Source organism: Cytobacillus firmus (assembly GCF_023657595.1).
In the GTDB taxonomy this organism is placed as follows: Bacteria; Bacillota; Bacilli; order Bacillales; family Cytobacillaceae; genus Cytobacillus; species Cytobacillus firmus_B.
Window position 1 is genome coordinate 1,693,282 of sequence record NZ_CP098323.1, and the last position, 26,053, is coordinate 1,719,334.

The window sequence follows — 26,053 nt, forward strand, 5'->3', positions numbered from 1 at the left end:
AGAATCGGTCTGTCTTTTGCTGTGCTCTTGAACCCTCTTTGCACTCCTGCAAAGAGGGTTTTTTAATAAAATGCAGAGGAGAGGTCGTAATGAATAAGCCTATTTTAGATATAAAGGATGTACCAAAACCAGCCCATTGGCTGACATTAAGTTTACAGCATTTATTCGCTATGTTCGGAGCTACTATACTTGTACCATACTTAGTAGGATTAAATCCTGCCATTGCACTAATCTCAAGCGGACTGGCAACGATAGCCTTCCTAATCATTACAAAATGGCAGGTGCCGGCATACCTTGGTTCATCTTTCGCATTCATTGCCCCGATCTTAGCTGCCAAAGCTGCCGGAGGCCCGGGTGCTGCCATGATCGGCAGCTTCATGGCTGGACTTGTGTATGGGGCAGTAGCCCTGATCATCAAGAAAGCAGGCTACCGCTGGATTATGAATTTGCTTCCGCCAATTGTGGTAGGACCTGTGATCATTGTAATCGGATTGGCATTAGCAGGGACAGCGGTCGGGATGGCTATGAACAATCCTGACACTGGTGAATACAGCATGCTGCATTTCTCAGCAGCGCTTATCACTTTAGGTGCAACAATCATCTTTTCCATCTATGCAAAAGGTATGCTCAGTATGGTGCCGATTCTGGCAGGGATCATCATCGGCTATGTTTACTCACTGGCTGTGGGCCTGATCGACTTCTCGCTTGTACAGCAGGCCGCCTGGTTCGAAATGCCGGAATTCTTATTCCCGTTCGCAGATTATGAAGTGAGGATAACCCTGGATCTTGCGCTTCTAATGATTCCAGTAGCTGTTGTGACTATCTCTGAACATATCGGTCATCAGCTTGTCCTTGGAAAAGTAGTTGGAAAAGATTACATTAAAGAACCGGGTCTTCACCGCTCCATCCTTGCTGATGGAACAGGAACAATGATCTCGGCATTAATCGGGGGTCCGCCAAAGACAACTTACGGTGAAAACATTGGTGTACTCGCCATCACGAAAATTTACAGTGTCTATGTACTTGCGGGTGCTGCAGTCATCGCCATCATCTTCGGATTCATTGGCAAGGTGACAGCACTGATCAGCTCGATCCCTACTCCAGTAATGGGCGGCGTATCGATCCTGCTGTTCGGGATCATCGCTTCATCAGGATTAAGAATGCTGGTTGACAGCAAAGTGGATTTTGGAAACAACCGCAATCTTGTTATCGCATCAGTCATCCTTGTCCTGGGAATTGGGGGAGCTCATATCGAGATTTGGGCATTCAAACTGGAAGGAATGGCACTGGCAGCAATCAGCGGTGTTCTCCTGAACCTGATTCTCCCTGGCAGGGAAGAGACTAAGGAAGATATATTTGAAACAGAAACCGAAAAAAAAAATAAAGTAGCTTAATGCTTTTTAACTAAGTCCCGAGAGGCTTAAAAGGGTGTTGGCGGCAAACCTGGCTATACGGTATCAGTGTATCCGTATATCCGGCTGCCTCAACTTTGCAGCACCCTGACCAAATCGGCAGGGTGCTTTTTTTGAAGGGGAGGATAAAAAATGAAACATTTGCTCACTACCTCAGAGTTGGAAATTAAAGAAATCAATAAAATCCTTGAAGATGCGCAATATTTTTTAAACGGCGGAACATGGACTCCTGAACAAAAGGTTTTTGTCGCTAACCTTTTCTTTGAGAATAGCACAAGAACTAAATGCAGCTTTGAAGTGGCGGAAAGGCGGCTTGGATTGGATATAATTCCTTTTGAAGTCAGCACATCAAGTGTATCCAAGGGTGAGTCATTATACGACACAGTCAAAACGCTGGAAGCGATCGGTGTACATGCAGTCGTCATCCGCCATAGCGAGGATCGCTACTTTGACGAATTGGCAGACAAAAGCGGTGTGTCCATCCTGAATGCAGGGGATGGCTGCGGGCACCATCCAACACAATCACTGCTGGATCTGCTGACGATTAAACAGGAATTCGGATCCTTTGAAGGATTAAAAGTAGCCATCATTGGTGATATCGCACATAGCCGTGTCGCAAGATCCAATGCAGATGCACTTGTCCGGCTCGGTGCAAAGGTTGTTTTTTCAGGTCCAAAAGAATGGTTCGATGAAGAAATGCTTGAGAATGGAATGTATGAAGATGTTGACACAGCTATAGAAACTTCTGATGTTGTCATGCTGCTGAGAATACAGCATGAGAGGCATGAATCGAAAGCTGACCAATCTGCTGAAGAATACCACCTGGCATACGGTCTTACAGAAGATCGTGAAAGAACAATGAAGCCAAACAGCATTATTATGCATCCGGCACCTGTAAATCGGGGTGTTGAAATAGCAGATTGTTTAGTGGAATGCGGTCGTTCCAGGATTTTTAAGCAGATGCAAAATGGTGTGTACATCCGAATGGCAGTATTAAAACGATCAATTGAACATATTGAAGGGGGAGCTAAACATGTCAACATTGATAAAAAATGGCCAGTTGCTTACTAAGGAAGGGAATTTTGAAAAAACGGACATTTACATAAAGTCAGGAAAAATCGCTGAGATAGGTGCAGGTGTGGGGAGAGAGGCGCAGGAAGTGATTGATGCAGAAGGATTGCTGATTGCTCCAGGTTTTATAGACCTGCACGTCCACTTGCGTGAACCAGGCGGTGAAAAGAAAGAAACAATCGAAACTGGCACAAGAGCAGCTGCTAAAGGCGGTTTCACAACGGTTGCTGCGATGCCGAATACCCGGCCGGTACCTGATACAAAAGAACAGCTTGAAAAATTGAACAGCCGTATTGATGAGACTGCGGCGGTCAAGGTTCTGCCTTATGCATCGATTACAATCCGTGAGCTTGGCCAGGAATTAACCGATTTTAAAGCTTTGAAGGAAGCTGGGGCGTTTGCTTTTACAGATGATGGAGTAGGGGTGCAATCAGCAGCCATGATGCTTGAGGCAATGAGGAATGCCGCAGATCTTAACATGCCTATTGTTGCCCACTGCGAAGAAAATACCCTCATTAACAAAGGCTCCGTACATGATGGAGTTTTTGCTAAAGAGAACGGTTTAAATGGTATTCCTTCTGTCTGTGAATCAGTGCAAATCGCAAGGGACGTTCTTCTTGCAGAAGCTGCCGGCTGCCATTATCATGTCTGCCACATCAGCACGAAAGAGTCTGTCAGGGTGGTAAGAGATGCAAAGCGTGCAGGCATCAAGGTAACAGCCGAGGTGACACCTCATCACCTCCTTCTATGTGAAGAAGATATCCCGGGTCTGGATGCTAACTTTAAAATGAATCCTCCATTAAGAGGAGCAGATGACAGAGCTGCCTTAATCGAAGGATTGCAGGATGGCACAATAGATTTTATTGCCACCGACCATGCACCACATACAGCAGCAGAAAAAGAAGAGGGGATGGAACTGGCGCCTTTCGGGATTGTCGGACTTGAAACTGCCTTTCCGCTTCTTTACACCCACTTCGTTGAGAAGGGGATATTCACTCTAAAGCAGCTGATTGATTACTTAACAATCAAGCCAGCAGAGGCATTCGGCATTCAATCAGGGAAATTGGAAGCTGGTGAAATAGCAGATCTTGTCCTGCTTGACCTGAACCGTCAGGAAAAGATTGATCCAGCTCAGTTCTTATCAAAAGGGAAAAACACGCCATTTACCGGCTGGGATTGTAAAGGCTGGCCGGCAGTGACAATAGCAGGCGGAAAAATTGTTTGGGACAGAGGGAGTGTAAAAGCATGAAAAAACAGCTGATTCTGGAAGACGGAACAATTTTTATTGGAAAGGGATTCGGAAGTGATACGAATTCAATTGGAGAAGTAGTATTCAATACAGGAATGACGGGTTATCAGGAAATCCTGTCTGACCCATCCTACTGCGGCCAAATCGTAACCTTGACATACCCTTTAATCGGAAATTATGGGATAAACAGAGACGATTTTGAATCGATCTCCCCGGCAATCTCCGGTTTCATTGTGAAAGAAGCGTGCGAGTTTCCTTCAAACTGGAGAAATGAACAATCGATTGAAGAATATTTTAAGATGAAAAACATCCCTGGAATTGCTGGCATAGATACCAGGAAATTAACAAGAATTATCAGGCAGCATGGTACGCTGAAAGGTGCTATTTGCAGCATAAGTGAAAACCCGGAAGTAATCATTGAAAAACTGCGGGCAACCAAGCTGCGAAACGATCAGGTTAAGCAAGTGTCAACTAAGACACCTTATCCAAGCCCTAGCCGCGGCAGAAGGGTAGTCCTTGTAGATTTCGGCATGAAACACGGGATCTTAAGAGAACTGAACAAACGGGATTGTGATGTGATTGTTGTGCCTTATAATACACCAGCTGAAGAAATACTCAGCATGAGCCCGGATGGAGTTATGCTTTCAAATGGCCCTGGAGACCCGAAAGATGTTCCGGAAGCCATCACAATGATTAAAGGACTGCTGGGAAAAGTACCGATTTTCGGAATTTGTCTGGGACATCAGCTTTTTGCCCTTGCTTGCGGTGCCAATACAGAAAAACTGAAATTCGGCCATCGCGGTTCAAACCATCCGGTGAAAGATCTGCAAACCGGAAAAGTCGCTTTAACATCTCAAAACCATGGATACTCAGTAGAAGAAAATTCAATTACTGGTACGCCGCTTGAAGTAACACATATCGCCTTAAACGATGGAACAATTGAAGGCTTAAAGCATAAAGAAGTCCCTGCATTCACTGTTCAATATCATCCTGAAGCTTCACCGGGACCCGAGGATGCAAACGGATTATTTGAACAATTCTTGCAAATGATTGAATCACATAAAGAGGAAGGTGCTGCAGCATGCCAAAGCGTACAGATATAAAAAGTATTTTAGTAATCGGATCAGGACCAATTGTCATCGGGCAGGCAGCAGAGTTTGATTATGCCGGAACACAGGCCTGCATTGCTTTGAAAGAGGAAGGCTACCGCGTAATTCTTGTAAACTCAAATCCTGCCACTATTATGACAGATACCGAGATTGCTGACGCGGTATATATAGAGCCGCTTACGCTGGAATTCGTCAGCCGCATTATCCGGAAAGAACGTCCTGATGCGCTCGTTCCAACTCTTGGGGGACAGACGGGATTAAACCTGGCAGTAGAGCTTGCTGAATCAGGTGTTTTGGAAGAATGCGGGGTTGAAATCCTCGGTACAAAATTATCTGCTATCCAAAAGGCGGAAGACCGGGACCTTTTTAGAAACTTGATGAATGAACTTGGCGAACCAGTGCCTGAAAGTGAAATTATTCATAACCTGGATGAGGCATATGAGTTTGTAAACAGGATTGGCTATCCGGTCATTGTGCGCCCTGCTTTCACATTGGGGGGAACAGGCGGGGGCATCTGCCACGATGAAGAAGATCTGATTGAAATTGTGACTAGCGGCTTAAAGAACAGCCCTGTTACACAGTGTTTGCTTGAAAAGAGCATTGCGGGCTTTAAGGAAATTGAGTATGAAGTGATGCGGGATTCCAATGACAATGCGATTGTTGTCTGCAATATGGAAAACTTTGACCCGGTAGGGGTTCATACGGGAGATTCAATCGTTGTAGCGCCAAGCCAAACTTTGAGTGATCGTGAATATCAGCTGCTGAGAAACACTTCATTAAAAATTATCCGCGCCCTCGAGATTGAAGGAGGATGCAATGTGCAGCTGGCGCTTGATCCGGATAGCTTCAATTATTACATTATCGAAGTCAACCCGCGTGTAAGCCGCTCATCTGCGCTGGCTTCAAAGGCGACAGGTTATCCGATTGCCAAACTGGCAGCCAAGATAGCGGTAGGGCTGACACTTGATGAAATGATGAATCCTGTGACAGGAAAAACATATGCCTGCTTTGAACCGGCATTGGATTATATTGTCTCAAAAATTCCGCGCTGGCCGTTTGATAAGTTTGAATCTGCAAACCGTTCGCTTGGCACCCAAATGAAGGCTACAGGAGAAGTAATGGCAATAGGACGGACATTTGAAGAATCTCTCCTGAAAGCAGTACGTTCACTTGAAGCAAACATTTATCATCTTGAGCTGAAGGATGCCGGCCAAATTTCTGATGAATTGATCGAAAAGCGAATCCGTAAAGCTGGAGATGAACGTCTGTTTTATATCGGTGAAGCCATCAGAAGGGGAGTCACTATCGAGACGATCCATGAATGGAGCAAAATTGATTTATTCTTCCTTTATAAGATTAAGAAAATCATAGATTTTGAGAATGTACTAACTGAAAATCCTTTTGACCCTGAAACAGGGAAAGCTGCAAAGGAAATGGGCTTTGCCGATCTGGTAATTGCCAGGCTGTGGGATTCAAATGAGTTGGAAGTATACAGCTGGAGAAAAGAACATGCGATTAAACCGGTTTATAAAATGGTTGATACATGTGCAGCGGAATTTGAATCGGAAACTCCGTATTTCTATGGAACTTATGAAGATGAGAACGAATCGGAAGTATCCGGCCGCAAAAGTGTTGTGGTTCTGGGCTCAGGACCAATCCGGATCGGGCAGGGAGTGGAGTTTGATTATTCAACTGTTCACGCGGTATGGGCCATTAAGGAAGCAGGATATGAAGCAATCATCATTAATAATAATCCTGAAACAGTCTCTACTGACTTTAGCATCTCCGATAAGCTCTATTTTGAGCCGCTAACGATTGAAGATGTCATGCACATTATCGATCTTGAGAAACCGGAAGGGGTAGTTGTGCAATTTGGCGGACAAACGGCTATTAATCTTGCAGCAGATCTGGTTGAAAGAGGCGTGAAAATTCTGGGAACTTCGCTTGAAAGCTTAGACCGGGCAGAAGACCGGGATAAATTTGAGCAAGCTCTTGCTGAGCTTGGCATCCCGATGCCTAAAGGAAAGACTGCCCTGTCAGTGGAGCAGGCAGTAGCAATTGCCGGTGAAATCGGATATCCAGTAGTCGTCCGACCATCATATGTACTTGGCGGAAGAGCCATGGAGATCGTTTATAAAGAAGATGAGCTACTATATTATATGGAAAATGCTGTAAAAGTAAACCCGGAGCATCCAGTATTAATTGACCGATATTTGACTGGGAAGGAAATTGAAGTGGACGCTATCTCGGATGGTGAAAATGTGCTTATTCCAGGCATCATGGAGCATATAGAAAGAGCTGGAGTACACTCAGGAGATTCCATTGCAGTCTATCCTCCGCAAAATATATCAGAAGCAATCAAAAACAAGCTTGTTGAGTACACGGAGAAGATGGCCAAAGGCCTTGGCATTATAGGTCTGCTAAATATCCAGTATGTAGTGGCTAAAGGGGAAGTATATGTCCTGGAAGTCAACCCGCGTTCAAGCCGGACAGTTCCGTTCTTGAGCAAGATTACAAATGTGCCAATGGCTAAAATCGCCACAAAGGTTATCATGGGCCAAACTCTTGCTCAGCAGGGCTTTGGATCCGGCCTTGTTCCGGAGAGAAAAGGCGTGTTCGTAAAAGTGCCGGTGTTCTCTTTCGCGAAATTAAGAAGAGTAGACATCACTTTAGGGCCTGAAATGAAGTCAACAGGTGAAGTTATGGGGAAAGATTCCACACTTGAAAAAGCCCTTTATAAAGGCCTTGTTGCTTCCGGCATGAAAATCCAGCCGTTTGGAACTGTACTAATGACTGTCGCCGACAAGGATAAGGAAGAAGCTCTGCAGCTGGCAAAAAGATTTGTATCCATCGGCTACAGACTAATGGCGACAAGCGGAACGGCTTTATTCCTGAAAACTGAAGGCATCCCTGTAAAAGTAACTGGGAAAATCGGCTCAGAAGGGCCTAACCTTCTGGATGTCATAAAAAATGGCGAAGCGCAATTTGTTATTAACACTTTAACAAAAGGAAAACAGCCTGCCAGAGATGGCTTCCGCATCCGCCGTGAATCAGTGGAAAATGGCGTGCCATGCCTAACTTCACTTGATACGGCAGAAGCAATCCTTCAAGTAATCGAATCAATGAATTTTTCAGCAGACGCGATGGATAAGCCAGAAGAAGTCCGGGAGGCGGTTTTATCTTGATCAGACAGGAACAATGTAAAGTAATATCACAAATTAAACTGGCCGAAAACATTTACGAGCTCACCCTTCAAGGTGAGCTTGTTCATGAAATGAAAGAGCCCGGGCAATTTGTCCATTTGAAAATATCGGAGGGCTATGATCCAATGCTGAGAAGGCCAATCAGCATTGCAGAAATTTCACCTGATGAAAGCCAGTTTAAAATGATTTACCGTGCTGAAGGCAGAGGAACGGCATTGCTTTCAGAAAAAAAACCTGGTGATTACACTGATGTACTGGGACCACTTGGAAATGGGTTTCCGATCAGTGAAGCTGGCCGGGGAGAGACGGCACTTCTTGTAGGGGGAGGAATCGGAGTCCCCCCTTTATATGAACTGTCCAATCAGCTTTTAAACCGTGGCGTTAAGGTGATCCACGTCCTGGGTTTTCAATCAGCGGGCGCAGTATTTTATGAGGAAAAGTTTTCCCGGCTGGGCGAGACCTACCTGGCTACAGTTGATGGAAGCGCAGGAATGAAGGGTTTTGTTACAGATGTTATTAATCGGCTGAATATTGATTTTGATGTTTTATATTCCTGCGGCCCGACGCCGATGCTGAAGGCGCTTGAAAATCAATTCCCTCATAAAAAGGTATTCCTGTCATTGGAAGAACGAATGGGATGCGGCATCGGGGCATGCTTTGCATGTGTCTGCCATACAGGGGATGACCCGGAAGGTTACAGTTATAAAAAAGTCTGCAGTGACGGACCGGTCTTTAAAGCAGGGGAGGTAGTTCTATGAATTCATTAAACGTCAGTCTGCCTGGGCTGGAATTGAAAAATCCAATCATGCCTGCATCCGGATGCTTTGGCTTCGGCAGGGAATTCAGCCAGCTGTATGATTTGAGCCAATTGGGCGCAATCATGATAAAGGCGACGACTTTAGAGCCCCGATTTGGAAATCCAACACCAAGAGTGGCTGAGACATCTGCAGGGATGTTAAATGCAATTGGTCTGCAGAATCCCGGCCTGGAAAAAGTGGTAAATGAAGAACTGGCATGGCTTGAACAATACGATGTACCGATCATTGCCAATGTAGCCGGTTCGCAGGAAGAGGATTATATTGCGGTTGCCAGGAAAATTTCTGCAAGTCCGAATGTACATGCACTTGAACTCAACATCTCATGCCCGAATGTGAAAACAGGCGGAATTGCATTTGGCACTATTCCGGAAATTGCAAAAAATCTAACGAAAAAAGTAAAAGAGGTTTCTGAAGTACCTGTCTATGTGAAGCTTTCGCCAAATGTCACAAATATTGTAGAAATGGCTAAAGCAGCAGAAGATGGCGGAGCGGACGGTTTAACAATGATCAACACGCTTGTTGGCATGAGAATCGATCTAAAAACCGGCAATCCGATTTTGGCAAATAAATCAGGCGGACTTTCAGGGCCAGCCATCAAGCCAGTCGCACTCCGGATGATATATGAAGTGAGCCAGCAGGTATCCCTTCCGATCATCGGCATGGGAGGAATTGAATCTGCAGAGGATGTCATCGAATACTTCTACGCAGGTGCAAGTGCAGTAGCGGTTGGGACAGCTAACTTTGTAGATCCCTTTGTGTGTCCTAAAATTATCGGTGAGCTGCCAGAACTTATTAAGAAGCTCGGGTATGAACATATTAGCGAATGCACAGGAAGGAGCTGGAAGAAACATGAAAAAAAAGCCGCTCATTATTGCTCTTGATTTTCCAGGAAAAAAGGAAGTTCATCATTTTCTGCAGGGCTTTGAAAATGAAAAGTTATTTCTAAAGGTCGGCATGGAGCTATTTTACCAGGAGGGACCTTCCATTGTTCACGATTTAAAGGAACAAGGGCACGATATTTTCCTTGATCTCAAGCTTCATGATATTCCGAATACTGTAAAAAGTGCAATGAAGCGTCTTGCCGGGCTTGGCTGCGATATGGTAAATGTGCATGCCGCAGGAGGAAAAGCCATGATGGAAGCAGCATGTGAAGGACTTGAAGCAGGAAGCACTGGGAAAAGGCCATCTTGTATTGCTGTGACGCAGCTGACAAGCACATCCGAACAGCAAATGAAATCAGACCAATTAATCGCTGTTTCTTTAAATGAGTCTGTTCTTCATTATGCCAATCTTGCCAAAGAAGCAGGACTTGATGGTGTAGTATGTTCAAGCTTTGAGGCGAGGGAGATAGGATTGCAAATAGGTTCTTCTTTTTTGACTGTAACACCGGGAATACGCCTGTCCTCTGACGATGATGGAGACCAGAAGAGAGTGGCCACACCTGAGTTCGCAAGAAAAGAAGGGGCTTCTGCCATTGTGGTGGGAAGGTCGATTACCAGAGCGGAAAATCCATTCGAAAAGTATATTCAATGCAAGCAATCCTGGGAGGGTGTTCTGAATGAAGCATAAAATAGCAGAAAAATTACTGGATATAAAGGCTGTAGCACTAAACCCAAACGATCCGTTTACATGGTCCTCAGGACTTCGTTCCCCCATTTATTGCGATAACCGTTTGACACTGTCTTTTCCTGAAGTCAGAAAAGAAATTGCTGCCGGCCTTCAGGCTATCATTTTAGATAAATTTCCTGAAGCAGAACTAATTGCAGGGACAGCCACAGCGGGCATTCCGCATGCAGCCTGGGTCAGTGACAATATGGAACTGCCAATGTGCTATGTCCGCTCCAAGGCCAAGGGCCATGGAAAAGGAAAGCAAATTGAAGGCAAAGCTGATAAAGGCCAGAAGGTTGTTGTTGTTGAAGATTTGATCTCAACAGGTGGAAGTGCCATTACTGCTGTCAAGGCTTTAAGAGAAGCAGGCTGTGAAGTGCTGGGTGTGGCGGCGATCTTCACATACCAGCTTCAAAAAGGAAAAGAAATGCTGGCCGAAGAACACATCGAAGCATATACTCTGACTGATATTGAAGCTCTGACAGAAGTAGCTGTTGAAAAGGGCTATATCCAGGAAGAAGATATGAATAAGCTGATTGAATGGCGAAAAGACCCAGCTGAGTGGGGAAAAGCAATTCAGTTTTAGTCAATGAAAAAAGCAAGCATTGGAGCTTGCTTTTTCATTTCTTTACAGATTTTGTTTTAAGGACAGAACCGTTTCTTCATCAGGTGTAACGTAAACTGTCTGCTGATTGTCATATATGACAAATCCGGGTTTGGCACCGCTTGGTTTTTTCACATGCCTGACTTGGGTGAAGTCAACAGGTACGGAACTTGAATTGCGTGCTTTGCTGAAGTAAGCAGCGAGTGATGCAGCTTCAAGAATGGTGTTTTCTGCTGGTTCCTTGCTTCGGATTACTACATGTGAACCGGGAATATCCTTTGTATGCAGCCAGATTTCATCCCTTGCAGCTAATTTGTTCGTTAAATAATCATTTTGCTTATTGTTTTTCCCGACTAGTATTTCCGTTCCGTCCGTGGCAGCATAGCGGTCAAGAACAGGCTTAAGATTCTGCTGTTTCTTGTTTCCCCGTTTCTGCCTTTCGCGAATATAACCGCCTTCAGTAAGCTCTTCTCTTATTTCGGCAATGTCTCTTGTAGATGCAGTTTCTACTTGCTGAAGAAGAGACTCGAAGTATGCTGCTTCCTCTTCTGCTTTCTTGATTTGCTCTTTTACTGCAATTACGGCATTTTTTGCTTTTTGATATCTTGTAAAATATTTTTGTGCATTCTCGGAAGGAGTCTTCTGAGGATCCAATGGAATGATAACTGAAGCGCCATTTTCATCGTAATAATTGATGACTTCGGTTTCCTTCATTCCCTTCTGAATAGCATAAATATTGGCCGTGATCAATTCCCCATATAATTGATGTTTATCGGCATTTTCTGCTTCATGAAGGGTTCTTTTCAACTTCTCAATTTTCTTCTCATTCTTTTCTTTCTCATTTATTATAAACCGTTCAAGATCATTGGATTGCTGTTTGACACGGTCTCTTTCGGCTTTGCCGAAATAAAAGCGGTCCAGCATTTCACTCAGGGAATTAAACTCCCTGCATTCCCCTTTTATATGCTGGAGGGGCAATAAATAAAAGCTTTCTTTATGTTCCCCTTCTGTAATGGCAGGCCTTATTGTATGGTCTTTCAGCAAGTCAATAAAATGCTGGAAACTTTTAGGGACAGTTGTCCTGTTAACAAGACCTGCATGGTGCATCACTTCTTTGGCAAAAAGCGGTGAGATTCCGGCGAATCCCGCCACAAGCTGTTTATCAACTTTCCCGCTGTTAAAATCAATCTTGCGCAGTATAGCTTCTTCATCCGCCTCGAAGGGATTCAGTTTATCCTGAGATGGAGGGAGTATGTACTCCTGTCCGGGCAAAATTGCACGATGGCTATTAACGGCATAAGAAACGTGCTTGATGCTGTCGAGAATGATATTTCGGGATTTATCTACCAGCGTAATATTGCTGTGCCTGCCCATAATCTCAACAATCAGCTGTTTATAGGATGTATCGCCAATCTCATTCCTGCCTTTCACCTCAAACACGATTATACGGTCAAGCCCGATTTGATGGACATCTTCAAGTATGTAGCCTTCCAGGTGCTTTCTTAAAAGCATGCAGAACATCGGCGGCTCTGAAGGGTTTTCGTGTGTTTCATTCGTCAGCTGGACTCTCGCATAGCTTGGATGGGCTGACAGCAAAAGCCTGTGATTCTTTCCATTTGCCCGCACAACTAAAATGATTTCATTTTTATATGGCTGCTGAATCTTATTGATTCTGCCGCCCTTTAAAGTATCTATGAGCTCTTTCGTCATAGCTCTTGTGAACAAACCATCAAATGACATATCGGAACATCCTCTTCTATTAAAAATAACATTAGATATACATTATTCTTTCATTTATTAAATAAAAATCAAGTTTTACTGCTTGGTCTTTCTATTTTCAGGCGTCTTCCGCTTTTCTAATGCTGTCTAGCTCCAGGCGCCATCGGCTCGAGGTCAAAAGCTTGTCGCCGATAAGCGGGCGCCTTCCGCTTTTCTAATATTGTCTAGCTCCAGCGCCTACCCCCTCGAGGTCACAAGCCTGACCTCCCAAAAAGGCAAAGGACGCCTTTCCGGTAGCCCCGTCTTGTGCTTGTCGGGGGTGGGCAAGGCGCTTCCGCTTTTCTTTTTAATAATAGCATTTTTTTGGACAGGGCTGAATATGCTTTCTTTAGAGTGAGATTGGACAACTCTGCCTTGTTTTAGCAGAAGAGGATAGTCTGCCATCTGGTGGATTCCCTTAAAGTCTGGCTGTGAGTGCTTACGGGATTTTTCTCGATGATATTATCCTGCACCCAGGCACTCATGGCTTTTCTCAAACCACAAAGGAGGAAGTGTGATGTCCGGATGAAGTTCCATGAAATGAATGAAAGGGAGGTTGAGCAGGCCTTAAATACCGACATTAAGGCAGGCTTAACAGAGGACGATGTAAAAAAACGCCACAAACAATATGGCTTTAATGAATTGAAAGAGGGAGAAAAGCAGTCTGCTTTACTCTTATTTTTTAGTCAATTTAAAGATTTCATGGTTCTTGTTTTATTAGCTGCCACCTTGATTTCGGGGCTGCTTGGTGAATATATTGATGCGATTGCCATTATTGCAATTGTAATCATAAATGGGTTTCTGGGCTTTTTTCAGGAAAGGAAAGCGGAAAAGTCGCTAAGTGCACTAAAAGAGTTATCCGCTCCCCAAGTAATTGCTCTCCGGGAGGGAGAGTGGAAGAAAATCCCTTCCAAAGAAGTGGCCGTCGGGGATCTGCTTAAATTTTCTACGGGCGACAGAGTGGGTGCCGATGTAAGAATAGTAGAATCCAATAGCCTTGAGGTTGAGGAGTCTGCTTTAACGGGAGAGTCGCTGCCAGTTCAAAAGAGGACCGGATCCCTGAAAACACCTAACCTCGCTATTGGCGATATGGAAAATATGGCTTTTATGGGTACAATGGTGACCCGCGGCAATGGATTGGGTGTAGTTGTCGGTACAGGGATGAATACCGCCATGGGACAAATTGCTGATCTTCTGCAAAATGCCGAAACCATGACAACACCGCTTCAGCGGAGATTGGAACAGCTCGGCAAAATCCTCATTACGGCAGCGATTTTCCTTACAGTTCTCGTTGTTGCGGCAGGTGTGATGCAGGGACAGGAATTATATACAATGTTCCTTGCTGGTGTCTCATTGGCTGTTGCGGCAATTCCCGAAGGGCTGCCTGCCATTGTCACGGTGGCGCTCTCGCTTGGTGTTCAAAGAATGATCAGGAAAAAGGCAATAGTACGGAAGCTTCCTGCAGTTGAAACACTTGGCTGTGCGTCTGTTATTTGTTCAGACAAAACCGGAACCATGACCCAAAACAAAATGACCGTTACCCATCTCTGGAGCGGAGGGAAAGAATGGAGAGTAGATGGAGTCGGGTATGAACCGCAAGGGCAGTTTTATCGAAATGAGAGCCAAATTGAGCCGAAAAGTGATAAAGCGCTCCAGCAGATGCTGATGTTTGGCATGCTATGCAACCATGCGGAAATACAGCAGAAAAACAATGAGTTTGTGATTGACGGGGACCCAACTGAAGGTGCTCTCCTTGTAGCAGCCATGAAAGCTGGTTATAACAGGAGCAGTCTGCTGAATCAATTTCAGATTATTAATGAATTTCCGTTTGACTCTGCCAGAAAAATGATGAGTGTTGTGGTAAAGGATCATAATGGAAGACAATTTATTGTTACCAAAGGTGCTCCCGATGTCTTAGTCGGGAAAAGCGAATCGGTTCTTTGGGAGGGAAGGCGGCAGATTCTTTCGAGGGAGCTTTCAGGTGAAATTCAGGCAGCCATAGAAGATCTGGCTTCACAAGCATTGAGAACGATCGCGATTGGCTATAAAGAAATCCCATCTAAAAATGTCATTCTTGATGAAAAAGAGGCGGAGAAGGGATTAACTTTTATCGGGCTGCAGGGGATGATTGATCCGCCAAGGCCGGAGGTTAAAGAAGCAGTCAAGGAGTGCAGGGAAGCAGGAATCAAAACGATCATGATCACAGGAGATCATGTGATTACAGCACAGGCCATTGCCAAACAGTTAGGCATTTTAACAGAAGGTTCCAAAGTACTTCAGGGCAAAGACCTGGCAGAGATGTCTGTAGAAGACCTGGAAGAAGTGGTTGAGGATGTCACAGTATTTGCCAGAGTATCACCTGAGCATAAATTGAAAATTGTCAAGGCTCTCCAGAATAGAGGTCATATCGTTGCCATGACAGGTGATGGAGTCAATGATGCTCCTGCCATTAAAGCAGCAGATATTGGCATTTCAATGGGCATTACAGGCACAGATGTTGCTAAAGAGGCATCTGCACTTGTATTGCTTGATGATAATTTTGCTACCATAAAAGCCGCGATAAAAGAAGGAAGAAATATATACGAAAATATCCGCAAGTTCATCAGGTATTTGCTAGCATCAAATGTTGGCGAGATTCTGGTTATGCTGTTTGCTATGCTTCTAGCCCTTCCACTGCCATTAGTGCCAATTCAGATTCTCTGGGTGAACCTCGTAACGGATGGACTTCCGGCAATGGCTCTGGGCCTTGATCAGCCTGAGGAGAATGTGATGAAGCGGAAACCAAGGAGCCCTAAGGAAGGTGTCTTTTCAAGAGGGCTTGGCTGGAAAGTGGTTTCAAGGGGATTTTTAATTGGCCTTGTGACATTACTGGCGTTTATTTTTGCCTACCGGGCAAATCCGGATCATCTTGCATACGCACAGACAGTAGCGTTTGCCACATTGGTAATGGCTCAGCTGATCCATGTATTTGATTGCCGAAGTGAAAAATCCGTGTTTTCAAGAAATCCATTTGGCAATAAATATTTAGTCTGGGCAGTCATCTCTTCCCTGGTTTTAGTGCTGATTGTCATATACTATCCGCCGCTTCAGCCAATTTTCCACACTGTCCCTATTGAATTGCGCGACTGGTTTATGATCACAGGACTCTCAGCCATTCCAACATTTTTACTGGCAGGCACATTTTTGGCAAGAAAAACAAAATAAAATATGTTATAATCCTTTAGGTAGTAGAGAAGAACTCTATTACCTTTCTTTTTTGCGCAAACATATAAATCTCCATCACTACTTGATTTTTATACATAAAATGCACAGGCACCATGCCGCTAACTGAAAGTAAGTGCTTTTTATAAGCTGTGCTTTTCCCAAAAGGAAGTGTGAGAAATGGCAGTAAGCATGACCGGTTATGGCAGAAGCAAAAAAGATTCCGGGCAAGGCTCCATTACGGTTGAAATCAAAACTGTAAATCATCGTTTTTCCGAATTTCAAATAAGAATGCCCAGACAGCTGATGCATATTGAAGACAAAATAAAGAAAAAGCTTAATAGGCATATCAAAAGAGGAAGAATCGAGGTTTTTATCACCGTTGACGGTGATGTCCTGGCCAGCAGGAAAGTAAATGTTGACTGGGAACTATTAGATGAATATTATCAATACATAACTGCAATTCAAGCAAAGTATCAAATTCAAACGGAATTATCCATCGGGGATGTCATTCGTGAAGAATTAATTGGCATTGAAGAGAAAGAGTCCGGCAATGAGGAAATGAGCCAGCTGGTACTTTCTGCTGCTGAAGAGGCATGCCTGCAGTTAATGCAAATGAGGAAAGCAGAGGGCGATGAGCTGGAAAGAGATCTTCGCAGCCATCTTAGTCTTTTAAGCAATAGTGTCAGCAAACTGAGAGAGTATGCGCCAAAGGTCGCTCAGCTTTACCAGGAAAGATTGCATAAGCGTATGAAGGAATTTCTTGATGGCCAGGTGGATGAACCGAGAATTTTGACAGAGGTAGCAGTTTTCGCTGATAAAGCGGATATCAGTGAAGAACTGATAAGGCTGCAAAGCCACATAAGCCAGTTTGAGCATACACTTCAGCTTACAGATCCGGCAGGCAGAAAGCTCGACTTTATTCTGCAGGAAATGAACCGGGAGGCCAATACGATCGGCTCCAAGGCAAATAGTGCAGATATAGCTGCCGAAGTCGTAGAAATAAAGAGTTTATTGGAAAAAATGAAGGAACAGGTTCAAAATATTGAATAGCAGTTGTTTAGATTCCGGCTCTGGGGGTCAAACTAAATAACTGATGATTGGAGGACCCAAATGTCAATTAAGCTGATCAATATCGGTTTTGGCAATATTGTATCTGCCAACCGGATTATATCAATAGTCAGTCCCGAATCTGCTCCTATAAAACGGATTATTCAGGACGCGCGGGACCGGGGCTCTTTAATAGATGCTACATATGGCAGGCGCACCCGTGCTGTTATCGTTATGGACAGTGACCATGTCATTTTGTCTGCGGTCCAGCCGGAAACCGTCGCACACCGATTAAATGACCGTGATGAAATTATTGAGGAAGGGTAGGATTTTATAAATGAAAGAAAAAGGGTTATTGATCGTTCTATCCGGACCCTCAGGTGTAGGAAAAGGGACAGTAAGAAAAGAGATATTTGCTCAGTCTGATACTGCGTTTGAATATTCTATTTCAATGACAACGAGATCTCCGAGAGAGGGAGAAGTCAATGGAGTTGATTATTTTTTCAAAACGCGTGAAGAGTTTGAAGAGCTCATCAGGCAGGATAAGCTGCTTGAATATGCAGAGTTTGTCGGGAACTACTACGGAACACCGGTTGATTATGTAAGAGAAACACTCGACCGCGGCAAAGATGTTTTCCTTGAAATTGAAGTTCAGGGTGCCCGCCAGGTACGCGAGAAATTTCCGGACGGCCTGTTCATCTTCCTGGTTCCCCCCAGTCTGTCAGAGCTTAAGAACCGTATCGTGACGAGAGGGACAGAGACAGAAGATATCATCAACAATCGCATGAATGCAGCGAGAGAAGAGATTGAAATGATGAATCTATATGATTATGTTGTAGAGAATGATCAAATCGATCTGGCCTGTGAAAGAATAAAATCCATAGTGGTAGCTGAACACTGCCGCAGGGAACGTGTCGAACCTAAATATAAAAAAATGCTGGAGGTAGAATAAATATGCTTTATCCTTCTATTGATTCTCTAATGACAAAGATTGACTCCAAATATTCACTTGTTTCTGTTGCTGCCAAGCGTGCCCGCAAGCTTCAGCTAAATGCCAGACCGCAGCTTGAAAAATACAAATCACATAAAAATGTGGGCAAAGCACTTGAGGAAATACATGCAGACCAGCTTCATTACCGCCTGGGTGAAAAAACAGCCAATGAATCATACGAGTGAAATCGCTGAATAACAACCTTTCAAAAGGTTGTTATTTTTGTTTTAGGTTTTATTAGATGAAAATTCACTGCTCTTCTTGCATAATAAAACTATCATAAAAGCTATTTGCCATTAATGGCCAGCTTTATATAAAAATAAATAGCCAGGCCGTTTTTCATAGAGAAGAATTATTTTGAGATTGGTGGGGTCATATTATGCTGACTGGAAAGAAGATATTATTATGTGTAACCGGTGGAATTGCTGTTTATAAAGCTGCAGCCTTAACAAGCAAACTGACACAGGCCGGAGCGCAGGTGAAAGTAATCATAAGTGAATCGGCTGTTAACTTTGTTGCACCATTAACTTTTCAGGCCCTTTCAAGACATGATGTTTACACAGACACTTTTGATGAAAAAGACTCGAAGGTTATTGCGCACATCGACCTGGCTGATTGGGCCGATTTAATTCTTGTTGCCCCGGCTACAGCAAATGTGATCGGGAAGCTTGCCAATGGAATTGCAGATAATATGATCACAACAACCCTTTTGGCTGCATCATCACCGATTTGGATTGCCCCTGCAATGAATGTGCATATGTACAGCCATCCCGCTGTCCAAAAAAACATTGAAACCTTATATGGTTTTGGCTGCAGATTCATAGAGCCTTCAGAAGGGTATCTTGCATGCGGCTATGTTGGAAAAGGCAGGCTTGAAGAGCCTGAGAAAATTACAGAAATAATCAGTGAATTTTTCAAGCCTTCCAGATTGGAGCTTTCTGGCCGAAAAGTGGTCATAACTGCGGGCCCAACGAGAGAAAAAATTGATCCTGTCCGTTATATTACGAACCATTCTACGGGGAAAATGGGCTATGCAATAGCGGAAGCTGCCGTCTCTTCAGGTGCTGAAGTTGTATTAATATCCGGCCCGGTTTCAATTAACGCGCCTGCCGGATTAAAACTGATAAAGGTGGAATCTGCTGAAGAAATGTATCAAGCGGCATTAAATGAATTTGATTATGCCGATGTTGTCATAAAGACAGCTGCAGTCTCCGATTATCGTCCAAAGGTGGCTTCTGCGCAAAAAATGAAGAAACAGCCCGGGGATGAAGTATTGGAGCTTGAAAGAACAAAGGACATATTGTTCGAGCTGGGACAAAAAAAGGAGAAGCAAATCCTGATAGGGTTTGCGGCTGAAACCGAACAGGTCGAAGAGTATGCAAAGGGCAAGCTAATGAAGAAAAACGCCGATATGATCGTTGCCAATAATGTAACTGCTGAAGGTGCGGGTTTTGGAACTGACACTAATATTGTTACATTATTTAAAAAGGATGGGTCGTCGGAAAAACTTCCGCTAATGTCTAAAAGAGATGTTGCCGTGAAAATTCTTGAAGAAGCCTCGAAGCTGCTAAAGGATGAGCATGAATGAATATAGCCAGTGTAATTGTCGATGTTCCTGCCAAACAGACTGACCGGGCATTTGACTATAAAATACCCTCTCATCTGAAAGGTGTCATTTTCCCCGGTATGAGGGTGGTTGTTCCATTTGGGCCGAGGAAAATACAGGGGTTTGTTACAGGATTAAAAGCAGTGTCAGATTTTCAGCAGTTAAAATCCATTTTAGAGCCGATGGATTTAAATCCAGTTCTTAATCAGGAGCTTTTGAATCTTGGTGAATGGCTGACAGAAAAGACTTTATGCTACAAAATTTCAGCCTTTCAGGCAATGCTGCCTGCAGCATTGAAGGCGAAATATGAAAAGAAGCTTGTTATGGCGGAAAATGCAGATCGTAAGCTGCTCCCAGAAAAAGTATGCACACTTTTTCAGAATGCTGAAGAAATTACCTGGGACGATGCAGTAAAGGGCGGTGCTTTACCGCTTCTTCAGAAGGAAGCATCCAATGGAAATATCGAAATTATTTACCAGGTAAAAGAACGGGTGAAAAAGAAAAAAGTCAAGCAGGTGTTTGCGGCCGCTCCTTCTAAAGAGCTTGCTGATTACCTTCAAAACCTTCCAGGCAATGCAACTAAGCAAAAGGAAGTGCTGGAGTATTTTCTTCAGGAAGAAGGATCGGTCGATCAGAAAGAGTTATTTTCCTTGCTTGGAATCACCTCCTCCACGTTAAAAGGGCTTTTGCAAAAAGGACTGCTTGGCCAGAAAGATGTGGAAATTTACCGCAATCCTTTTGGAGACCGTGAATTCGAAAGAACCGAACCGCTCTCTTTGACCGAAGAACAAAGAAAAGCCATCATCCCCATCCTTAATTCCATTGAAGATAACAGGCATGAAACCTTTTTGCTTTATGGGGTAACAGGGAGCGGGAAAACGGAGGTTTATCTTCAATCCATCCAGAGGGTGCTTGAGGATGGCAAAGAAGCCATTGTCCTTGTTCCTGAGATTTCTTTAACTCCTCAGATGGTCAAACGCTTTAAAGGAAGGTTTGGCGATCAGGTTGCGGTCATGCACAGCGGCCTGTCAGCGGGAGAAAAGTATGATGAATGGAGAAAGATTCAGCGGAAGGAAGTCAAGGTTGTAGTCGGTGCCCGGTCGGCGATCTTTGCCCCATTTGAAAACCTCGGAATTATTATAATTGATGAAGAGCACGAAACCAGCTATAAGCAGGAAGAAAACCCAAGATACCATGCAAGGGACGTTGCCATCAAAAGAGCTGAAAATCATAATTGTCCTGTGGTGCTCGGCAGTGCAACTCCTTCATTGGAATCTTTCGCGCGGGCACAAAAAGGAGTTTACCATCTCCTCACTCTCGAAAACAGAATGAACAATCAGGCTCTCCCTGCCGTTGATATCATTGATATGCGGGAAGAGCTGCGTGAAGGGAACCGGTCTATGTTCTCAAGGAAGCTCCTTGAAAAAATAAAAGACCGTCTTGGAAAAAAAGAGCAGATCGTATTATTTTTAAATAAAAGAGGACACTCCTCATTTGTTATGTGCAGGGACTGCGGATATGTAATTAATTGTCCGCATTGTGATATTTCTTTGACCTATCATCGTTATAACCAGCAGATGAAATGTCATTACTGCGGATATGAGGCATCGGTTCCAAATGCATGCCCGGAATGTGAAAGTGAGCATATCCGCTATTTTGGGACCGGTACGCAGAAAGTGGAAGAGGAATTGGCAAAGATTCTGCCGGAAGCGAAGGTAATACGGATGGATGTCGACACCACCAGCAGGAAGGGTGCACATGAAAAGCTCCTCGATCAATTCCAGGAAGGACATGCAGATATTCTTCTTGGGACCCAAATGATTGCTAAAGGCCTTGATTTCCCTAATATTACTTTAGTGGGCGTACTCTCGGCAGACACCATACTGCACTTGCCTGATTTCCGCTCTTCTGAAAAAACCTTCCAGCTGCTGACACAGGTAAGCGGGCGAGCTGGGAGGCATGAATTAGAGGGTGAGGTAATCATTCAGACCTACACTCCTGAACATTATAGTATTGAGCTGGCGGGGGAGCAGGATTACGATAAATTTTACGATAGAGAAATGATGGTCCGCAAAATCCATAGATATCCTCCTTTCTTCTATATCTCCCTTGTCACAGTCAGTCACGAGGAATTAATGAAGGCTGTTTCTGTAACCGAGAAGATCACGCAGTACATTCAGTCAAAATTATCTGCAGAGAGCATTGTTCTTGGTCCGGTTGCCTCTCCAATACCGCGGATCAATAATAGATATCGGTATCAATGTCTGATAAAATACAAACGGGAGCCGGAACTTGGCCAGACGCTGAAAAAGATCCTGGATAATTACCAGCAGGAAATTTCTGCCGGGGGCCTAACCGTCTCAATTGACCTGAATCCATATATTTTAATGTAGTTTCTAAAAAAGCCAGCTTTTAGAAGGAGTGCATTAATTCGCATCTGCTTTTCTGGTTATGAATAAACCCAAATTGGTTGAAAATAGATAAAAATGGAGGAAACGTTTTGGCGGTAAAAAAAATTGTTACTTATCCGGCTGAAATTCTGGAGGCAGAATGCGAACCAGTTAAAGTCTTTGATAAGAAGCTTGGTAAATTGTTAAATGATATGTATGATACGATGCTTGAATTCGATGGTGTCGGGCTTGCTGCTCCGCAAATTGGGCAAAAACTGCAAATTGCCATTGTTGATATAGATGATGAGTTTGGAACAATTGAAATGATCAATCCGGAAATTCTTGAAACGGATGGGGAGCAGACAGGCCCTGAGGGATGCTTGAGTTTTCCGGGCTTATATGGTGAAGTTACAAGGCCTGAATATGTCAAAATAAAGGCGCAGGACCGCAAAGGGAAATTTTTTACCCTGGAGGCTGAGGATTTCCTGGCAAGAGCGATCCTCCATGAATTTGATCATTTGCATGGGGTGCTATTTACCTCAAAAGTAACAAGATACTTGAATGAAGAAGAGTTGGAAGGATTGGAAGCTGAATGACAAAAATCGTTTTTATGGGCACACCCGATTTTTCAGTGCCGGTACTAAAGCAAATAATAGACGACGGATATGAAGTGATCGGAGTGGTTACTCAGCCTGACAGGCCGGTTGGAAGGAAAAAAGTCCTTACTCCCCCTCCTGTAAAAGTCGAAGCTGAAAAACAGGGCATCCCTGTGTATCAGCCCGAAAAAATCCGCCAGCCGGATGAATTGGAGAAAGTACTTGCTCTTAAGCCCGACCTTGTTGTCACAGCAGCGTTTGGGCAAATTTTGCCCAAGGAGCTTCTGGATGCGCCTAAGTATGGCTGTATAAATGTACATGCATCATTGCTTCCGGAATTGCGTGGCGGTGCACCCATTCATTACTCCATTCTGCAGGGAAAAGAAAAAACAGGTATCACCATTATGTATATGGCTGAAAAGCTGGATGCCGGCGATATATTAACACAAGTTGAGGTGCCGATTACTGAAACAGATACAGTGGGCACTCTTCACGATAAACTTAGCGAGGCAGGATCCAAGCTTTTGTCTGAAACCCTGCCGAAACTGCTGAATGGCGAACTGAATCCCATTAAGCAAAATGAAGAAGAAGCCACTTTTGCCTATAACATTAAAAGAGAACAGGAAAAAATCGACTGGAGCAAAACCGGAAAAGAAATTTATAACCACATTAGAGGTTTAAACCCCTGGCCGGTTGCTTATACAACATTTGACGGCAAAGTGGTTAAAATCTGGAATTCAAAGAAAGTCAAACATGCTAAAAGTGAAGAACCGGGAACAATCATCAGGCTTGAGGAAGACGGGATCGTTGTGGCATCAGGGAATGATACAGCCGTTAAAATAACTGAACTGCAGCCTTCAGGAAAGAAAAAGATGCCGGCAGAACAATTTTTAAGAGGTGCAGGATCCAATCTGACTGCCGGTGGCCGTCTGGGAGACATAGAATGAAAAAACTACAGACGAAAAATGTTAGAGAAACGGCAATGGAGCTTCTTGAGGCCATAGAAAAAAATCAGTCCTACAGCAATCTTTTACTGAATAACGCCATAAAAAAGAATGAAATTGACCAGAAGGACATTGGGCTGCTTACCGAACTGACATATGGTACCCTTCAGCGCCGGATGACACTCGATTTTTACCTGAAGCCCTTTTTGGCAGGCAATAAAAAAATCGAAAGCTGGGTAAATCAGCTCTTGAGGCTGACACTGTATCAGATGGTTTATCTTGATAAAATTCCTGACCGGGCAGCAATTTACGAGGCAGTAGAAATAGCAAAACGAAGAGGGCATAAAGGGATTTCCGGCATGGTCAACGGTGTGCTGAGAAACATTCAGAGGAAGGGGCTTCCGGATCCCGAGCAAATTGAGGACAGGGTGAAGCGCCTCTCCATTGAGACCAGCCATCCCGAATGGCTTGTAAAAAGATGGTCCGATCAGCTGGGATTTGAAGAAACAAAGAAAATGTGCGAAATAAACTTAACTGCCCCGCTGCAGACGGCAAGGGTAAATGAGGTAAAGGTTTCAAGGGAGGAGTGCCTGTCACTTCTTCAGGAAGAGGGATTTGAAGTGGAGCCAAGTCCGTTTATTCCAGTTGCCATTAAATGTTTAAGAGGCAATCTGGCCAATTCCCGTGTATTTAAAGAAGGACTGATTACTATTCAGGATGAAAGCTCCATGCTTGCTGCTTATGCTCTTGGAGGAAATCCCGATGAGAAGATTCTGGATGCCTGTGCAGCTCCGGGAGGAAAAACGACACATATAGCAGAAAAACTGCAAAATACCGGTCAGGTCATTTCACTGGACCTTCACGAGCATAAAGTAAAGCTGATCAATGATAATGCCGATAGACTGGGACTAACAAATATTAAGACAAATGCCCTTGACAGCAGAAAAGTCCAGGAGCATTATGAAAAAGAATCTTTTGACCGCATTTTAGTGGATGCCCCATGTTCAGGCCTTGGAGTTATGAGAAGAAAGCCTGATATGAAATACACCAAAAAAGAAGAAGATTTATATCACCTCCATAAGATTCAGAGGAATCTATTGGATGCCGTTTCACCTTTACTGAAAAAAGGTGGTATTCTTGTTTATAGTACATGTACAGTGGACAAAGAAGAAAATCAGCATGTTGTTCACGCGTTTTTAAAGGACAATGCGGAATTTGAGGGAGATCTTTCTGTTCAGGAGCGGATGCCTGATGCAATTGCTTCTTTAATAGATGGCTTTGAACTGCAGGTTTTACCGCAGGATATTGGTTCGGACGGGTTTTATATTTCCTGTCTGAGAAAGAAGGTGCAATAAATGGAACAAAATACAGCAGAGAAAATTACAGCAGCAGAACAAAAACCATCCATTTATACTTTACAGCTTCATGAGCTGAAGGAATGGCTAAAAGAAAATAATGAGAAAGCCTTCAGGGCTGAGCAAATATTTGATTGGCTTTATACAAAGAGGGTCACATCATTTGAGGATATGACGAATCTGTCAAAAGGGCTGAGGGACACGCTATCAGCAAATTTTTCACTGACAACCCTTAAAACGATCATCCAGCAGGAGTCTGCTGATGGGACAATAAAATTCTTATTTGAGCTTCATGATGGCTATTCAATTGAAACTGTACTGATGAGGCATGACTATGGGAATTCAGTATGTGTAACCACTCAGGTGGGCTGCCGGATCGGATGTACATTCTGTGCCTCCACATTAGGCGGATTAAAACGTAATCTTGAAGCAGGAGAAATCGTTGCTCAGGTCGTAAAAGTACAACAGGCACTTGATGAAACAGATGAACGGGTCAGCTCAGTTGTCATTATGGGTATAGGTGAACCTTTTGATAATTATGACAGCATGCTCTCATTCCTTAAAATTATCAACCATGATAAAGGGCTGAATATAGGCGCACGCCATATAACTGTTTCGACAAGCGGAATCATCCCGAAAATTTATAAATTTGCAGATGAAAATATGCAGATTAATTTCGCGATTTCCCTACATGCCCCAAACACCGAAATCAGGAGCCGCCTGATGCCTATAAATAGAGCTTATAAGCTGCCGGACCTTATGGATTCAATCAGGTATTATATAAATAAGACAGGCAGACGTGTAAGCTTCGAATATGGCTTATTCGGAGGGGTAAATGATCAGGTTGAACACGCTGAAGAGCTCGCAAAGTTAATAAAAAATGTTAAGTGCCATGTTAACCTGATTCCAGTAAACTATGTGCCGGAACGGGATTATGTAAGAACACCCAAGGATCAGATTTTTGCTTTTGAAAAGACATTGAAGAATCACGGCATTAATGTAACCATTCGCAGGGAGCACGGTCACGATATAGATGCAGCATGCGGACAACTTCGTGCAAAGGAGCGAAAAGAGGAGACGAGGTGACA

General features: G+C 43.8%; 21 protein-coding genes. 20 read left to right on the forward strand and 1 reads right to left on the reverse strand.

From position 1 onward, the window contains the following. The first annotated feature begins 89 nt into the window (after window positions 1-89). The 9 genes from NAF01_RS08835 (at window position 90) to pyrE (ending at window position 11,056) form a co-directional block, all read left to right on the forward strand. A complete protein-coding gene (locus NAF01_RS08835; protein ID WP_197214818.1) occupies window positions 90-1,394 on the forward strand; it encodes a solute carrier family 23 protein in 1,305 nt (434 codons plus the stop codon). A 150-nt stretch (window positions 1,395-1,544) separates the two neighbouring features. Beyond that, a complete protein-coding gene (locus NAF01_RS08840; RefSeq protein WP_197214819.1) occupies window positions 1,545-2,483 on the forward strand; it encodes an aspartate carbamoyltransferase catalytic subunit in 939 nt (312 codons plus the stop codon). After that, a complete protein-coding gene (locus tag NAF01_RS08845) occupies window positions 2,446-3,732 on the forward strand; it encodes a dihydroorotase (RefSeq protein ID WP_197214820.1) in 1,287 nt (428 codons plus the stop codon). Before NAF01_RS08840 ends, NAF01_RS08845 begins: the two co-directional genes overlap by 38 nt. Then, window positions 3,729-4,835, forward strand: a complete 1,107-nt coding sequence (locus NAF01_RS08850) for a carbamoyl phosphate synthase small subunit (RefSeq protein ID WP_197247970.1) — start codon at window positions 3,729-3,731, stop codon at window positions 4,833-4,835. The genes NAF01_RS08845 and NAF01_RS08850 overlap by 4 nt, the downstream gene beginning before the upstream one ends. Next, on the forward strand, window positions 4,814-8,026 hold the full coding sequence (carB, locus tag NAF01_RS08855) for a carbamoyl-phosphate synthase large subunit (RefSeq protein ID WP_197247979.1): 3,213 nt from the start codon (window positions 4,814-4,816) through the stop codon (window positions 8,024-8,026). Before NAF01_RS08850 ends, carB begins: the two co-directional genes overlap by 22 nt. Beyond that, window positions 8,026-8,802 (forward strand): dihydroorotate dehydrogenase electron transfer subunit, encoded by a 777-nt coding sequence (locus NAF01_RS08860; protein ID WP_283914500.1) that lies wholly within the window; start codon window positions 8,026-8,028, stop codon window positions 8,800-8,802. The genes carB and NAF01_RS08860 overlap by 1 nt, the downstream gene beginning before the upstream one ends. Beyond that, on the forward strand, window positions 8,799-9,743 hold the full coding sequence (locus tag NAF01_RS08865) for a dihydroorotate dehydrogenase (RefSeq protein WP_197214824.1): 945 nt from the start codon (window positions 8,799-8,801) through the stop codon (window positions 9,741-9,743). The genes NAF01_RS08860 and NAF01_RS08865 overlap by 4 nt, the downstream gene beginning before the upstream one ends. Beyond that, on the forward strand, window positions 9,712-10,431 hold the full coding sequence (pyrF, locus tag NAF01_RS08870; RefSeq protein WP_048007918.1) for an orotidine-5'-phosphate decarboxylase: 720 nt from the start codon (window positions 9,712-9,714) through the stop codon (window positions 10,429-10,431). Before NAF01_RS08865 ends, pyrF begins: the two co-directional genes overlap by 32 nt. Further along, window positions 10,421-11,056, forward strand: coding sequence for an orotate phosphoribosyltransferase (pyrE, locus tag NAF01_RS08875; RefSeq protein ID WP_048007919.1), 636 nt, complete (start codon window positions 10,421-10,423; stop codon window positions 11,054-11,056). Before pyrF ends, pyrE begins: the two co-directional genes overlap by 11 nt. Before the next feature lie 42 nt (window positions 11,057-11,098). On the opposite strand, the gene NAF01_RS08880 is transcribed toward pyrE, so the two are convergent. After that, window positions 11,099-12,814, reverse strand: coding sequence for an Rqc2 family fibronectin-binding protein (locus NAF01_RS08880; protein ID WP_250802136.1), 1,716 nt, complete (start codon window positions 12,812-12,814; stop codon window positions 11,099-11,101). A 543-nt stretch (window positions 12,815-13,357) separates the two neighbouring features. On the opposite strand from NAF01_RS08880, the gene NAF01_RS08885 reads away from it, so the two are divergent. The 11 genes from NAF01_RS08885 (at window position 13,358) to rlmN (ending at window position 26,051) form a co-directional block, all read left to right on the forward strand. Next, complete coding sequence (locus tag NAF01_RS08885; protein ID WP_197214826.1) at window positions 13,358-16,036, forward strand: calcium-translocating P-type ATPase, SERCA-type; 2,679 nt, start codon at window positions 13,358-13,360, stop codon at window positions 16,034-16,036. A 177-nt stretch (window positions 16,037-16,213) separates the two neighbouring features. Continuing rightward, complete coding sequence (locus NAF01_RS08890) at window positions 16,214-17,086, forward strand: YicC/YloC family endoribonuclease (RefSeq protein WP_197214827.1); 873 nt, start codon at window positions 16,214-16,216, stop codon at window positions 17,084-17,086. 60 nt (window positions 17,087-17,146) lie between these two features. Further along, window positions 17,147-17,410: an extracellular matrix/biofilm regulator RemA gene (gene remA / locus NAF01_RS08895; protein ID WP_026585597.1), complete on the forward strand. Its 264-nt coding sequence runs from the start codon at window positions 17,147-17,149 to the stop codon at window positions 17,408-17,410. Between the two features lie 10 nt (window positions 17,411-17,420). After that, a complete protein-coding gene (gene gmk, locus NAF01_RS08900) occupies window positions 17,421-18,035 on the forward strand; it encodes a guanylate kinase (RefSeq protein WP_048007923.1) in 615 nt (204 codons plus the stop codon). A 2-nt stretch (window positions 18,036-18,037) separates the two neighbouring features. Then, window positions 18,038-18,259 carry a DNA-directed RNA polymerase subunit omega gene (rpoZ, locus tag NAF01_RS08905; RefSeq protein ID WP_048007924.1) on the forward strand — a complete coding sequence of 74 codons (222 nt, stop codon included), beginning with the start codon at window positions 18,038-18,040 and terminating at the stop codon, window positions 18,257-18,259. 194 nt (window positions 18,260-18,453) lie between these two features. Then, window positions 18,454-19,662 carry a bifunctional phosphopantothenoylcysteine decarboxylase/phosphopantothenate--cysteine ligase CoaBC gene (gene coaBC, locus NAF01_RS08910; RefSeq protein WP_250802137.1) on the forward strand — a complete coding sequence of 403 codons (1,209 nt, stop codon included), beginning with the start codon at window positions 18,454-18,456 and terminating at the stop codon, window positions 19,660-19,662. Further along, window positions 19,659-22,073: a primosomal protein N' gene (gene priA / locus NAF01_RS08915; RefSeq protein ID WP_250802138.1), complete on the forward strand. Its 2,415-nt coding sequence runs from the start codon at window positions 19,659-19,661 to the stop codon at window positions 22,071-22,073. Before coaBC ends, priA begins: the two co-directional genes overlap by 4 nt. A gap of 107 nt (window positions 22,074-22,180) precedes the next feature. Further along, the gene (gene def, locus NAF01_RS08920) at window positions 22,181-22,666 is read left to right on the forward strand and encodes a peptide deformylase (RefSeq protein WP_048007927.1); all 486 of its coding nucleotides are present in this window, start codon (window positions 22,181-22,183) and stop codon (window positions 22,664-22,666) included. Then, on the forward strand, window positions 22,663-23,613 hold the full coding sequence (fmt, locus tag NAF01_RS08925) for a methionyl-tRNA formyltransferase (RefSeq protein ID WP_250802139.1): 951 nt from the start codon (window positions 22,663-22,665) through the stop codon (window positions 23,611-23,613). The genes def and fmt overlap by 4 nt, the downstream gene beginning before the upstream one ends. Beyond that, window positions 23,610-24,965: a 16S rRNA (cytosine(967)-C(5))-methyltransferase RsmB gene (gene rsmB / locus NAF01_RS08930; protein WP_250802140.1), complete on the forward strand. Its 1,356-nt coding sequence runs from the start codon at window positions 23,610-23,612 to the stop codon at window positions 24,963-24,965. The genes fmt and rsmB overlap by 4 nt, the downstream gene beginning before the upstream one ends. Beyond that, the gene (gene rlmN, locus NAF01_RS08935; protein WP_197247994.1) at window positions 24,966-26,051 is read left to right on the forward strand and encodes a dual-specificity RNA methyltransferase RlmN; all 1,086 of its coding nucleotides are present in this window, start codon (window positions 24,966-24,968) and stop codon (window positions 26,049-26,051) included. The last annotated feature ends 2 nt before the right edge of the window (window positions 26,052-26,053 follow it).